This window comes from Acetomicrobium sp. S15 = DSM 107314 (assembly GCF_016125955.1).
GTDB classification, from domain to species: Bacteria; Synergistota; Synergistia; order Synergistales; family Thermosynergistaceae; genus Thermosynergistes; species Thermosynergistes pyruvativorans.
In genome coordinates this window covers 15,230-28,758 of the sequence record NZ_JADEVE010000300.1, presented here as the reverse complement: position 1 = coordinate 28,758, position 13,529 = coordinate 15,230, and the positions used below count along the sequence as shown (strand labels likewise).

11 protein-coding genes are annotated in these 13,529 nt (G+C 52.6%); 3 read left to right on the top strand and 8 right to left on the bottom strand.

Annotated elements, in window-relative coordinates; translation table 11 throughout:
• The first annotated feature begins 77 nt into the window (after nucleotides 1-77).
• A complete protein-coding gene (locus tag EZM41_RS08975; protein WP_198470769.1) occupies nucleotides 78-1,061 on the top strand; it encodes a Bug family tripartite tricarboxylate transporter substrate binding protein in 984 nt (327 codons plus the stop codon).
• Nucleotides 1,058-1,516 carry a tripartite tricarboxylate transporter TctB family protein gene (locus EZM41_RS08970; protein ID WP_198470768.1) on the top strand — a complete coding sequence of 153 codons (459 nt, stop codon included), beginning with the start codon at nucleotides 1,058-1,060 and terminating at the stop codon, nucleotides 1,514-1,516. Before EZM41_RS08975 ends, EZM41_RS08970 begins: the two co-directional genes overlap by 4 nt.
• A gap of 5 nt (nucleotides 1,517-1,521) precedes the next feature.
• Here the strand turns inward: EZM41_RS08970 and EZM41_RS08965 are convergent, their stop codons facing one another.
• A complete protein-coding gene (locus tag EZM41_RS08965; protein ID WP_198470767.1) occupies nucleotides 1,522-2,571 on the bottom strand; it encodes an NCS2 family permease in 1,050 nt (349 codons plus the stop codon).
• A gap of 113 nt (nucleotides 2,572-2,684) precedes the next feature.
• Here EZM41_RS08965 and EZM41_RS08960 point away from each other — a divergent pair, with 113 nt between their 5' ends.
• Nucleotides 2,685-3,248 carry a phosphoribosyltransferase family protein gene (locus EZM41_RS08960; protein WP_198470766.1) on the top strand — a complete coding sequence of 188 codons (564 nt, stop codon included), beginning with the start codon at nucleotides 2,685-2,687 and terminating at the stop codon, nucleotides 3,246-3,248.
• On the opposite strand, the gene carB is transcribed toward EZM41_RS08960, so the two are convergent.
• From carB to EZM41_RS08925, 7 genes are all read right to left on the bottom strand, one after another.
• A complete protein-coding gene (gene carB / locus EZM41_RS08955; protein WP_198470765.1) occupies nucleotides 3,238-6,390 on the bottom strand; it encodes a carbamoyl-phosphate synthase large subunit in 3,153 nt (1,050 codons plus the stop codon). The genes EZM41_RS08960 and carB overlap by 11 nt on opposite strands.
• On the bottom strand, nucleotides 6,380-7,426 hold the full coding sequence (locus tag EZM41_RS08950; RefSeq protein WP_198470764.1) for a carbamoyl phosphate synthase small subunit: 1,047 nt from the start codon (nucleotides 7,424-7,426) through the stop codon (nucleotides 6,380-6,382). The genes carB and EZM41_RS08950 overlap by 11 nt, the downstream gene beginning before the upstream one ends.
• Before the next feature lie 820 nt (nucleotides 7,427-8,246).
• A complete protein-coding gene (locus EZM41_RS08945) occupies nucleotides 8,247-9,044 on the bottom strand; it encodes a putative hydro-lyase (protein ID WP_198470763.1) in 798 nt (265 codons plus the stop codon).
• Entirely contained in the window at nucleotides 9,041-9,814 is a 774-nt protein-coding gene (locus EZM41_RS08940) for a LamB/YcsF family protein (RefSeq protein WP_198470762.1), read from the bottom strand. The genes EZM41_RS08945 and EZM41_RS08940 overlap by 4 nt, the downstream gene beginning before the upstream one ends.
• Nucleotides 9,815-9,836: 22 nt before the next feature.
• Nucleotides 9,837-10,901 carry a 5-oxoprolinase/urea amidolyase family protein gene (locus EZM41_RS08935; RefSeq protein WP_198470761.1) on the bottom strand — a complete coding sequence of 355 codons (1,065 nt, stop codon included), beginning with the start codon at nucleotides 10,899-10,901 and terminating at the stop codon, nucleotides 9,837-9,839.
• On the bottom strand, nucleotides 10,898-11,647 hold the full coding sequence (gene pxpB / locus EZM41_RS08930; protein WP_198470760.1) for a 5-oxoprolinase subunit PxpB: 750 nt from the start codon (nucleotides 11,645-11,647) through the stop codon (nucleotides 10,898-10,900). The genes EZM41_RS08935 and pxpB overlap by 4 nt, the downstream gene beginning before the upstream one ends.
• A gap of 76 nt (nucleotides 11,648-11,723) precedes the next feature.
• Entirely contained in the window at nucleotides 11,724-12,956 is a 1,233-nt protein-coding gene (locus EZM41_RS08925) for an NRAMP family divalent metal transporter (protein ID WP_198470759.1), read from the bottom strand.
• Nucleotides 12,957-13,529: the final 573 nt, after the last annotated feature.

Here is a 13,529-nt window from a genome sequence, read left to right as displayed (position 1 = left end):
AGATGAAGCAACCTTAGGGGGTTCAATGCGCGTAGTATAATAAGAAGCGTTAAAGAGACATCGAAGGAGGGGTGAAGATGAAGGCAATGAAGGTGCTCTTGGCATCATTGCTGCTGGCGATATTTGCTGCTATTGCCCTGCCGGTGACGATTTTTGCGCAAGGCGACGAATACCCAAGCGAACCGCTCAAGATCATTGTCCCCTTTTCGGCCGGCGGCGGCACCGATGTGCTGGCGCGCAAATTTGCCCAGGTGCTCCAAAAGCATTACCCGGCACCCATAGCGATAGACAACGTCCCCGGGGGCGGAAGCGCCGTGGGCCTGACCAAGCTCTACAACTCGAAGCCGAATGGCTATACGGTGGGCATAGCTGGAACCCATCTCCTTACCGCCTGCCTCCAAGGCTTCGCGCAGTTTCCGTGGGATTCCCTCACCCATGTGGCGATTTTAAACACGGAGCCATACGTCATCGCCGTGAGAGGGGACAGCAGGTGGAAAACGATCCAGGACCTGATCGAAGACATCAAGGCCCATCCTCGCACTATAACCATGGGCAACGCCGGAGCAGGCGCCTTGACCGATATAGTGGCCCAGGCAATTAACAGGAAACTGAGCGTGGAGTTCGTGGTGGTTCCCTTCGACGGCGGAGCTAATGAACGGGCTGCCCTGTTAGGAGGGCACGTAGATGCCGGCATATTCTCGGGCTCAGAAGTGGCCCCTCATGCGAGACCGGAAGGGGAGGTGCGAGTGCTCGCTGCCGTGGGAGAGGACAGGTGTCCACTCTTTCCGGATGTGCCATCCCTGGGTGAATTGGGCTACCATGGCATACCGGCCGGCTCAGTCAGAGGGCTAGCCTTCCCGCCAAAGACGCCCAAGGAGATCGTGACGGCCTTTGAAGGATTGGTCATCCAAGCGGTCGATGATATCGAGTGGAAAAATTACATGAGAGATAACGGCTACGTGAACACCTTCTATGTTTGTAAGGAAATGATGGATTATTACAATAAGCTTTACGAGGATCTGAAAGAGACAATGCAAGAGATGGGACTCGTAAAACAGTGAAAAGGCTCTTCGCCTTGGCCATAGACGCGGCGCTGATATCCTTCGGCGCCGCTTATTTTGCCGCATCGCTTAGGATCCCACGAAGGCTCATAGTGGGAGACCCGGGCTCTGCCGCGGTGCCGGCCTGCTTGGGGTTATTTTTGCTATCGATCGGTGTCATCCTGGCCGCGCGGGACTGGAATTCCGCAGGCGAAGGCTTTAAAGGCTTTACGCTTCAAGCCTTCGCCATGGCGGCCATAACGACTTTATATATCATTTTCCTTCCCAAGAGCTACACCATGCTGACAGCGCTCTATATATTCTGTTGTGCCATTTTTTTATCCAAAGAGAGCGGGAAGTTGCCCCTCTGGCTCGTCGCTGCCTTCTCCGTCGCCCTCTCGCTGGCTTCGTATGGGGCTTTTCGAGGGCTCTTAGGCGTGGACCTTCCGGATCCGCTCATAGAGCTGATCTTCTAATGCTGCTAAAATCCTGCAAAAGAGAGAAGCAGTTTTACGGCGAGGCCTGCCACGAGGCCTATAAATGGGTCCGTAGCTGCCGTCACCACCGCCGCCACACCTCCCACGACGGGATTAGCGCCTACGGCGGCCTGGATGTTGGCCGGGAACGCCACCAGCGCCCCCAGTACGAACAAAAAGCCGGCGATGGATTCGCTCGGCACCTTCTTGCCCAAAACCGGTAACAGCCCGGAGGCCAGGATGGCGGCCATAACGGCCATCATCAAAATGGCAGCAGTCATCGGGTGAGGAGCCGCCCCGGTGCCGCTTATGATCGCCTCCACAGGACCTCCTCCGAAGAACGCAGAGGCTGCGTCGGCCAACCCCGAATACAGCGTTACGTGGTCCACATTGACGGAAGCGTTCGCGATCTTCCCCGTGATCCCCGAATACGCTATATTGCCGCCTATCTGCATGCACATCATGGCGAGGGTGCCGCGTATCACCCTTGATGAAAGGACGAGCGGCACCCTCTTTATCCGCTCGTACTCTTTGTGCACCTCCATGGCATGCCCGCCGAAGAGGGCGGGGATCGTGCCGATGACCACGCTCCCTACGATCGTATAGACGAGGTCTTTCGTATAGGCGTAGATAAACAAGGCCACGATTAGCGACGACCAGCCTACGACGGCACGGGAGCGCACCATCTTGATGGCCACGCTCGCCAGTATCACACCCACACCCGCCATCATGCCGTTTTCCACCGCTGGCCCCACAAAAGCTATCGCAGGCTCGAGCAAGCCCAACCCTCCGACGATCGCCATCGCCAAGCCGGTGTAGAAGACGATGCTGCATCGCTCCCTGCGGTTTTGCCCTATTGTGCCGGCCAATACTATGGACTCCGCCTGAAACGATATAGGAGCCACGGAGCTAAAAAATAGGGCCCCCAAAGCCCCTATGGCGAAGCCGATGGCGGTGGGCAGAGCTGCAAAACCAAAGGATAAGGCCAAAAGCCCCTGGGGCAACCCGTTAACCACCACAGCAAGAGCAGCTAATAAGTCCTCCCACGAAAACATACAGAGCCCTCCTCGAGAGATTGACATATTTGTGATGACAGCTACAAATAATACTGTAGGGATTGGGCTTTTGCAAACAAAAGCAAACGTCATAGAGGAGGATGAGAACTTATATGCGCTATCGATATGAAGGGCAGACGCATTATAGGCTTTCCGTCGGCGGGCTGACGAGGGATCTCCCTGTCGTTCAATTGGACGAGGGGTTATGGATCGCCTCGTTCGTGATGTTGGGGGACGCGCAACTGGTAAACGTCTGCGCGGGCGCGCTGGCTGTACAGCTTGCGGGGAAGGACTTCGAGATCATGGTTGGGCCGGAGGCAAAGGTGGTACCTCTGCTCCAAATGCTCGCCACGCTCTTGGGGCACCCGCGCTACGTGGTCTGCAGAAAGAGCGTGAAGGGGTATATGCAAAATCCCTTGAGCGTGGAGGTGAAATCTATAACCACTAAGGGGAGCCAACTCTTGGTGATAGACGGGCCTGACGTAGAGCTCCTGCGAAACCGCAAGGTGGCCATCGTGGACGACGTGGTCTCAACCGGCGGGAGCATCCGCGGCGTGGAGGAGATACTCTCTCATACAGGGGCCATCATAACCACGAGAGCGGCGGTCTTGAAAGAGGGAGACGCCTACGGAGGAGACCTCATCTACCTGGCCGACCTCCCCATATTTACGGCGTAACTGTAACGGACATCTCCGCGGCCGTCAGGGCTGAGGCGACCGCCTGAGCCACCTCCAAGCTGTGGAAGCACGGTATCCCGGTTTCCACAGCAGCCCTCCTCATGGCGTAACCGTCTCTAACGGTGCTCAACCTGCTCCCTGGGACGTTTATGATCATGTCGTAGGAGCGCTTTACAATGGCTTTTACCAAGGCCTCGCCCTTAGGGACCGCCTCGACGGGCAAGCCCCATTTAGAAAGCGCCGCGGCTGTGCCGGATGTCGCAAATAGCTTCCATCCCATGGCGCAAAAAGCCGAGGCTATGGGCGACAAAAAGGGCTTTTGATCGTCTCGCACGCTAAAGAGGATGCGTCCGCACTTGGGGATGCGCCACCCGGCGCCCGAAAGCGCTTCGCAAAGTGCTGACGAAAACGTCCGCCCCACACCCAACGATTCCCCAGTAGACTGCATCTGCGGTCCGAGACGTGAGTCTACGCCGGGCAGCTTGTCAGTGGAAAAGACGGGCACCTTTACGCCCACAGGCCCTTGATGCTCTACAAGCCCCAACCCGAAGCCGGCGCTCCCAAGCCTTTCCCCTAAGGCCACGCCCACGGCCAGATCTACCATGGGGATGCCTGAGAGCTTGCTCGCTATGGGAACGGTGCGGCTGGCCCGCGGGTTTGCCTCTATTACGTAGAGCTTGTCGTCGTGGAGGACGAACTGCACGTTGAGGAGCCCTCGCGCATCCAACGCCTCCGATAGGGCCTTTACGATCTCCACGACCTCCTCCCTCTCTTTTGGCGTCAGCGAGATGTCAGGGAAGAGGGCTATAGAGTCGCCGGAGTGCACCCCAGCAGGGTCAAGATGCTCGAATATCCCAGGGATGAGCACGTCTTCACCGTCACATACGGCGTCAACCTCGAACTCCCTTCCCTGGAGAAAGCGATCCACCAACACCGATTGCAGGGGCGCGTGGGTGAAAGCACGCGCCGTAACTTCCTCCAACTCCTTTTCGTCGTATACTACCTGCATGTCGATCCCCCCTATGACGAAACTGGGGCGCACTATGAGGGGAAAGCCTATCCTTTTTGCCAGCGCGCGAGCTTCTTTGGGGTTTCGCACCGCATTACCTTCAGGATAGGATATCGAAAGCTCCTCGAGGAGTTCACAGAACTGGCTACGGTCTTCGGCGGCCTCTATCGCCGGAATGCCTGTGCCTAAGAGGCATGCGCCTTCTTTTGCGAGACGAATCCCGAGCTTCAGCGAGGTTTGCCCGCCGAAGGAGCAGAAGACCCCTACAGCTTTCTCGCGCTCGAGAGCGGCCGTCACATCCTCGACATGGAGTGGCTCGAAGTAGAGGGCATCCGAGATATCGTAATCGGTACTCACCGTCTCGGGGTTGTTGTTTATCATGACGGCCCGAAGGCCCCGGCGCCTCAAGCTCTCTATGGCCTTTACGCAGCAGTAGTCGAACTCCACGCCTTGGGCGATCCTGATGGGGCCAGAACCCAGCACGGCCACGGCAGGGGTATCCCGCAAAACGGAAGGGTCGCTGCAGGCGCCGTAGACGCCATAGAAGTAGCCGGAGCTGGCCGGCACCTCACCGGCGCAGCCGTCCACCTCCCTGTGGGCGATCTCAAGACTAAGGGAGCGGCGGGATGCCCTAACAACCTCTTCGGATGTGCCGCAAAGGCCGGCTATATCCTCATCCGAAAAGCCGTAAAACTTGGCTCTCTTCAGAGCATCCGGTGAAGGTCCCTCTTTAAGCTGATCCTCGACGGACACGATTTCTTTGAGCTCGCCTACAAAATACGGGTGGATCGCCGTAGCGTGCGAAAGCTCTTCGCACGCAGCGCCGCGGCGCAAAAGCTCCAACATCGCACCCATGCGCCTGTGAGTGGGAAGCGAACACTCTTTCCAGAGCTCTTCGGACGCTGCCTCTTTAAAATAACGGTCTGTCAAAGGTGAAGGGGCATCCAGGGAACGGAAGGCCTTGAGCAGCGCCTGAGGAAATGTAAGCCCTATCGCCATGACCTCGCCCGTGGACTTCATCCGCGTCCCAAGCCGAACATCGGCCCCAGGGAACTTCTCAAAGGACCAGCGGGGGAGCTTGACGACCACGTAGTCGAGGGACGGCTCCGACATAGCGCTTCCTACGCCGGTGGTAGGGTTCGGGATTTCCGTCAAGCGCTTCCCGAGGGCGATCTTGGCTGCCATCCTCGCTATCGGATATCCCGTGGCTTTGCTCGCCAGGGCGCTCGACCTGCTGGCTCGTGGGTTCACCTCTATCACGTAATAAGCCTCCCCGTCCGGTGAGTGCGCAAACTGCACATTGCAAGCTCCCCGCACGTCCAGCGCCTCGACTATCGCGAAAGCGGCGGAGCGAAGGCGCTGCCATTGACGGTCAGATAGCGTCAAGATGGGCGAAACCACGACGCTGTCTCCCGTGTGTATGCCCATGGGGTCCACGTTTTCCATGCCGCAGACGCAGATGGCATTTCCTGCGCCATCCCTCATGGCTTCCAGCTCAAACTCCCTCCATCCAACGAGGTACTCCTCCACCAAGACCTTGTGAACGGGCGATGCGTCTAATCCCTCTTCCACTCGTTTTTTCAGCTCTGTCTCGTTTTGCGCGACGCCGCCGCCAGTCCCGCCCAGCGTGAAATCGGGGCGGATGATGAGGGGGTAGGAGCAGCTGCGAGCGAATTCCAGCGCCTCTTCCACGCATGTCACGGGGGCGCTGGAAGGTACGGGTTGGCCGATCTTCCGCATGAGGTTTCGAAAGGGCTCCCTTCCTTCGGCCGCCTTTATGGCCTCCACTGGGGTACCCAGGACCTCAACGCCCGCATCGCGCCATATCCCTTTTTCTTCGCACTCGACGCACAGGTTCAGGGCCGCCTGCCCTCCTAACGTCGCTATCACCCCTTCTGGACGGTGTTCCTTCACTATCGAAGAAATGGTCTCGGCGTTCATCGGCTTTATGTAAACCACATCAGCCATGGTGACGTCGGTCTGTATAGTAGCGGGATTGCTGTTCAAAAGTATCACGCGGCACCCCTCCTCGCGGAGGGCCTTGCAGGCCTGACTCCCCGAATAATCGAACTCCGCGGCCTGGCCTATCTTTATGGGGCCCGAACCGAGGACTAATACGCTTTTAACGGACATTGTACGCCGCTCCTTTCAAAGAATCGACAAAGCGATCGAACAGAAAATTTACATCCCTGGGACCGGGACAAGCCTCCGGGTGAAACTGAACGCCCCAGGCGGGAAATTCCCTGTGAGAGACCCCTTCCACGCTCCCATCGCTCAGGTGGCGATAAGTCACAACCAGACCTGTGTTATGAAGGCTTTCCTCCACGATGGCGTAACCGTGGTTTTGGCTCGTCACGAACCCCCTGCCGGATGAGATCTCGCACACCGGATGGTTCGCCCCCCTGTGCCCGTAGGGAAGCTTCTCGGTCCGCGCGCCGCACGCCAGGGCCAAGAGCTGATTCCCCAGGCATATGCCCATGATTGGGACGCTCCCCAAGAGATCCTTTACGACCGAGATTTCGGTGCGCAGCTTAGAGGGGTCGCCGGGACCGTTGCTCAAGATCACGCCAGCCGGGTCGAAGGCCAAGACGCTTTTTGGGTCACAGTTATGGGGCAGGCGCACCACGCGGCATCCTCGCTTGACGAGCTCCCTAATGATGCCCATCTTCGCGCCGTAATCCATTACGGCGACCGTGGGGCCATCTCCCTCCCATACAGCCGCCTCCTTCGCAGAGACCTCAGAAACCAGCGGAGGGAGCTCTGAAGTCCGAGGAGCCTCGCCATCACGCGATATTCGCCCCATGGCAGTACCGCGCTCTCTCAGGTGTCGGACGAGAGAGCGCGTATCGACTTCCGTTATCAGGGGCGTATTGTGCTCCTCAAGCCACCGAGATAGGCTTAAGCCTTCCGGTGCCTCCCGAAGCGTCCCCACCACCACAGCCCGCGGCTGCGGGCGCTCGCTCTCAAGTGGGTGATCCACGCCGTAAATCCCCACGGGGGGAAAGGCGAACACCAGGATCTGGCCGACATAAGAAGGGTCCGTAATGGACTGAGGGTAACCGCTCATGGCTGTGGTAAAAACCGCTTCACCCTCTACATCTTTTCCGTATAATTGTCCAAGCCCCCTCCATTGGGCACCGTCGCTCAAGGAAAGGCATACCTCTTCCAATACAAATCGCCTCCTTTAAGACAGAGAAATTGGCATAAAAAAAGACCCCGGGCTCCCGCTCGTTCGTCGTGGGAGCACCAGGGTCTTATGGCAAACTTTGATTTCGTAAGCCCATTAAAAATCACCTATGGTTTAGCTTTCGCTCCATTATACGCGCTCATCCGCGCTTGTCAACTGCGCGGTTTTCCTCGTTGTGTTTATCAGTTGGGGGCTCACTCAGCAGCTGTGCTGTCTCGACCAGAACACAAGCCAGCTGCTTTTGTTATAGCACCACACCCGTAGTTTGTACCCCCTCAGCAGTCCAGCTCTGCCCATGCTCTTGAACCCCCTGTCGATGACGGTGTCGACGTCTCTCTATAGCTCCTTCGCAACGTTTTAATCTAAAAGTTGCCATCGCTAAGTATTGATTGGTTTTGCTTTGGATAGGCAAATCTCTTCTTCGTTAAGATATGGCTCCCGCTCCCATTTATTTCTCTGGTCAACCACCGCGGCACCTTTCTTTGTTTTCTCTGTCGACCAAAGCCAATCTCCTCTCCCTTTGCCACAGAGCTAAAAAGAACAAACCTCGGCTAACTTTTCTGCCTGCCCTCCAATACACTTCCTTCAACATAGGTCTTTCCTCAAAACTCGAACACACCCATCCTACACTGATAGTCACTATTTTTTAAAGGCTTTCCAACTACTGAATGGGCAAAATCAGTCAAAAATTTAGATCACGGTGCAAAAGTTAGGTTAGAGTCATGGATCTTTAAAATACAGCGATGATTTTTCGTCATCTCTTTTAATTTAAAACAAAAGCCATCTATAGGTCTTTAAGTTCTTAAAATATGGCGTAATCTGAATCCTTAGGATTACAGACGAACATATGGCCAGGCGCATGGGTTATCGCAAAGGGAGGTTTGCTTGCCATCAAAGCTGCTTGTGGAGTGACGCCACAAGCCCAAAATACCGGCATTTCCCCCTGGTTTATTGGTACGGAATCGCCAAAATCCGGTTTGCTGATGTCCTTTATACCGATAATAGTAGGATCGCCTATGTGCACAGGTGAACCGTGAACTGCTGGGAAACGCCCTGTCGTTAAAACCGCCTTTGGCACTTGGTGTGCTGGGATAGGCCTCATACTCACTACCATAGGGCCAGAGAGCCTTCCGGCAGGGAGGCATTGAATATTCGTTATATACATAGGAACATTGCAACCACATTCGATATGACGAACTGGAATACCAGCGTCTAACAAAGCCGACTCAAAGGTGAAAGAACATCCGAGCAAGAAAGCCACAAGGTCCTGGCGCCAGTAAGATAGTATATCAGTGGGTTCGTCAACGAGCTCGCCATTCCTCCATATTCTGTATTTGGGCAAATCAGTCCGCAAGTCCGCCCCTTTTGCCACCAGTTTTGGCTCAGGATCTCCTGGTTCAGTTATGTCTAACACGGGGCATGGTCTAGGATTACGCTGCGCGAAAACAAGAAAATCATAAGCTAAATCCTTTGGCAATATGGCCAAATTTGCCTGCACATGCCCCTTAGCCATTCCTGCCGTGGGACCTATCCACTCTTTTTTTCTTATGGCTAAGCGAACCTCTTGGGGCGTATTCATAGCATAGTCTATTGCCTTCATGCCTTAATTACCTCGGATATCGGTCTAATCGCTATTCCTGCTGCTTCTAAGCCCTTTCTTACCTCACTAGCCATTTGAACTGCTTTAGGGGAGTCTCCATGCAAACATATGGAATGCGGTTTGAGGTCGATGAGTTTGCCATCTATGGTCTCGATCTTGCCTTCCTTGACCATACGGATCATCCTCGCCACGGCTAGGTTAACGTCATGTATCATGGAACCAGGGACTTTACGCGGTACCAATGTTCCGTCCGCTTGGTAAGCCCTATCGGCAAAGGCTTCAGCGGCATAGGGTACCCCTACCTCGGCAGCGGCTTTATCGAATTCCGAGTTGGCAAGGCCAAGCAAAATGAGACCGTTGCCAGCGTCTTTAACGGCTCGCGCAATGGCAACTGCTAAAGCGTGATTTTTAGCTGCCTGATTGTATAATGCTCCATGAGCCTTGATATGTTGCAGCTTGCAACCAAGAGCATTGCATACCGCTTGCAAAGCGCCAATTTGATATAAGGTATATGCGTACGCCTCATCCGGGGTTACATCTATATTCCTTCGACCAAAACCGATTAGATCTGGATAGCCTGGATGTGCCCCTACGGCAACGCCCTTTTCTTTGGCAGCTCTCACAGTGGCAAGCATGACCATGGGGTCGCCTGCATGGAAACCGCAGGCTACATTGGCTGAACTGACAAACTGCAAAACGGCCTCGTCGCTACCCATCTTCCAAGCACCAAAGCTTTCACCTAAGTCACTGTTTAAATCTATCACATACATCGAAAACGCACCTCCCAATAAGTTAACTGAGATCTTCCACAACTACATCGTAGGATTTATCCCTCACTTTTAGCGTCCAATGAAAGGTCTTGTTAAGCTTCTTTGTTTGCGAAGGACTCCTACGAGATCTACAAGAAGCCCGCAATTCAAGTAGCTCTTCTATTTGCTCTCTCTCTTTTCGCGCAGCGGCAATTGACTCAGCTAAAGATACGGCTTTAAAGTGCACTGCTTGCCCTGGCATCCGCTGAGCTAAGGTTGCTATATCAGGAGTGCATAACACAGCTATCTTTGTATAGCCTCCAGTAGTTTGCCTGTCAGCTAACATGCATATCGGTTTGCCATGCCCAGGCACTTGGATTGTGCCCAAAGGTATAGCATCCGAAATGATATCTGGTCCGGTTTTATGTTCTATTACTGGGCCCTCAAGCCTGTAACCCATCCTATCCGCTTCGTTTGTTATCGTGTACTCGGATTCCAAGAAGGTCTTTATGCCGTTTTCTGTAAAGGCCTCATCTTGCGGCCCTAAGACTACTCGCAAAGGCAATCCTAAGTCCCTTTTCGGTCTTAACTGATCAGGGCAAGTAAAATCGGCAGAAAGCCAAGTCAAAGGTTTTAAAGGCCCAGTGGCAATCCGATCGCCAGCTTTAAGAGCTCTACCTTCTAATCCTCCTATTTTGGCCCTTAAATATGTCGACTTGCTGCCCATTATTACAGGAACGTCGATGCTGCCAGAGACGCATAGATATGCCCTACAACCATGACCTTTTAAGGTTGATAGAGTAATAGTATCTCCAGCTTGCACCCTTATGGATTGCCATAAAGGTGCTTCAACTTTGTTTATAGTGAAATCTATTTCCGCTCCAGTTACGGCGATGAGGCCTTCGCCTTCTGTTACGCTCAGTGTCGGCCCCATCGCCGTAATCTCAAAGGCTGCATCTTTTGGCTCATTACCTACTAAAATATTGCCTATTTTTAGAGCCTGTGAATCCATGGCTCCCGCTACTGGCATGCCTTTACCTTGGTAACCCCAACGGCCTAAGTCTTGCACGGTCGTAAGAAGCCCAGGTGACGATACTTCAAAGATCACTTTGCATCACCGCTTTTCGTTAAAATTTCTGGTTTGTATTTTTTGGCAGCAACTTTGGCTGCTATTTCCTCATACTCTTTTGGGTCTATACTGCGAAAGCGAACCCGCATTCCCGCATCGATCAAAAATGGTGGCTCACCTTCGGGATCGAAAAGCTTTAAAGGAGTTCTCCCTATCAACTGCCATCCACCTGGACTATCTATGGGGTATATGCCGGTTTGTTTTCCCGCTATCCCCACACTTCCTGCTGGGATAACTTTTCTCGGTTCCTTTAGCCTTGGCGTAGCGAGGCTTTCATCCATACCGCCCAAATAGGCAAAGCCAGGCGTAAAACCTAACATGTAGCAGTAGTAATCTACCGCAGTATGGCGTTTTACTATCTCGGCTTCGGTGAGGCCTGTATGCTCAACGACGTTTTGCATATCTGGGCCAAACTCACCTCCATAGCATGCAGGTATTACGATGACAAGGCCTCCTTCTGGGATCTCTCCTTTAGTATTTTGGGCCATTTTTTTGAGCTTTTCAAAAAATAGCCCTACATCCTCAACCACTACAGGGTCAAAATAAACTGCTAAAGAGCGGTATGTGGGGACTAATTCCACGATGCCGTTAAACTGCCCTCGCTCAATGTGCTGGCGGAGCTGCTGCACCCTCGCGTTAATCTTCATATCTATGCTATCGCCAAACTCTACTATTACAGCACTATCGCCAGCGCTGAGGATCTTAGGTTCAAGATATTCAGTCAATTAAATACACCTCTCGCTTTACTAAAAATGAGGGCAAAGAACTCTCAATTCGTTTTAAGCTCTTTGCCCTGAAAATCTATTTAAACATAGTAAATATTTTCCCAAGTGAGACGATTCCCATCCATAAAGTTATGGCTACCACAACATAACCGATTATCGTGAGCCAAATGGGGTGTTTGTAGTCTCCGACAACTTCTTTTTTATGTGCGGCTAACAAAATGGACAAAAGTGCCAGGGGCAGGATCAGCCCATTAACTGAACCAGCAAAGATCAACAGAGTAACTGGCTGCCCCACCGTTATTAAAATGGCAGTGGATATTACAATGAACCCGATGATCCACCAGCGGTTATTTTTCTGGATACTCTTAAACAAAGTCTGCAAGAAAGATATGGACGTGAAAGAGGCACCTACGACAGATGTTATCCCGGCTGCCCATAATATGACGCCGAATATCCTGTAGCCAATTTCTCCTGCGCCGAGTCTAAATGCAGAAGCAGGAGGATTGGATGGATCTAAAGTATGACCTGCCCAGACAACCCCAAGTATCGCTAAGAAAAGGAGTATGCGCATGACCGCTGTTATTAAGACCCCATTGGTTGCCCCACGGGTCGCGTCTCCAACACGTTCAACGCCGTAAATCCCTGCGTCTAATAGTCTATGTGCGCCGGAGAAGGTAATATAACCTCCGACTGTGCCACCGATCAGTGTAATAATGACCATCCAGTCGATTTGAGAAGGCATGAAAGCCTCTTTTATGGCGATCCCAACGGGAGGTTTGGTGACAAATACAGTATATATGACCAGCGCTATCATGATAAAACCTAATATCTTGGTAAATTGATCCATGGCTCGCCCCATTTCTTTATAAAGGAATAGCATTATCCCGATGCATGCACTAATAATTGCCGCCCATACAATGGGTATTCCTACAACCACCCTTAGCCCCATAGCGGCACCTGCGACATTGCCTATATTGAACACTAATCCGCCCAGGGCAACCAAAAAGGCGATGAAATACCCAAGCCCTGGAAATACTTTGTTAGCTACGTCTTGAGCGTGCATCTTAGAAACGGCCAGTATCCGCCAAACATTTAACTGAACGATCAAACTTATAATAATTGAAAGCAAAATCGCAAAGGCAAAAGAAGCCTTTAGTCGCGCTGTAAAAACGGCTGTCTGCGTCAAAAAGCCTGGTCCTATAGAAGACGTTGCCATTAAAAACGCCGCTCCTAATAAAACGCTCAACATCTCTCTCCTACTTTTTTGCTCCTCACTGCCGACGTTCATTTGTGACTGCTGTTGGGACATATGATCCACCTCCTATAAGCTTTTTGAGCTTTTTGAGCTTTTTGAAGCTGCCTGTTTACCTATTTCAGTAAATACCTGACAAACCTCACTGCCGTATAAGCAAATAACAATTTCTTTCGCAAGTGCATGTGTTATAAGTATAAGTAAAATGGATTAAATGTCAAGAATTATGAATCCGTTCGAAAAAATCCCTATGTTTCTATGCTTTCAATCTGGTTATAGTGATGAGGAGGAATGCTATGAGGTCACGTCTTATACTTCCTGTAAAAAGTGGTGGCCTTAAGTAAAGTAGATTTATTGCAAAACCCAATAGAGAGTAGACCACCAAGGGAAAAGTACCAGCAAGTCAAAGGATACGCAAGGAGTTTCAAGAGGCAATAAGCGGAGGGAAGATGTCGAAATTCCCGCTAAGTGGAGTTAAGTAAACTTGGGCAACTTCAGATAGCTGCCTCGAGCATCATTTTCGTGAACTTTTCCCCAGCGAAAGCAAAGATAGCCCAATCTCGTGGTCAAACACCGCGGTACCTTTCCTTTGTTTTCGCCCTTGGATAGGACCACCGCTCCTTGCCACAG

What these genes read in the sequence shown, in the direction of transcription:
- EZM41_RS08945 (WP_198470763.1), bottom strand. Translation starts at nt 9,044, where the DNA reads ATGAAGGCAATAGACTATGCTATGAATACGCCCCAAGAGGTTCGCTTA.
- EZM41_RS08965 (WP_198470767.1), bottom strand. Translation starts at nt 2,571, where the DNA reads ATGTTTTCGTGGGAGGACTTATTAGCTGCTCTTGCTGTGGTGGTTAAC.
- EZM41_RS08940 (WP_198470762.1), bottom strand. Translation starts at nt 9,814, where the DNA reads ATGTATGTGATAGATTTAAACAGTGACTTAGGTGAAAGCTTTGGTGCT.
- carB (WP_198470765.1), bottom strand. Translation starts at nt 6,390, where the DNA reads ATGTCCGTTAAAAGCGTATTAGTCCTCGGTTCGGGCCCCATAAAGATA.
- EZM41_RS08960 (WP_198470766.1), top strand. Translation starts at nt 2,685, where the DNA reads ATGCGCTATCGATATGAAGGGCAGACGCATTATAGGCTTTCCGTCGGC.
- EZM41_RS08925 (WP_198470759.1), bottom strand. Translation starts at nt 12,956, where the DNA reads ATGTCCCAACAGCAGTCACAAATGAACGTCGGCAGTGAGGAGCAAAAA.
- EZM41_RS08975 (WP_198470769.1), top strand. Translation starts at nt 78, where the DNA reads ATGAAGGCAATGAAGGTGCTCTTGGCATCATTGCTGCTGGCGATATTT.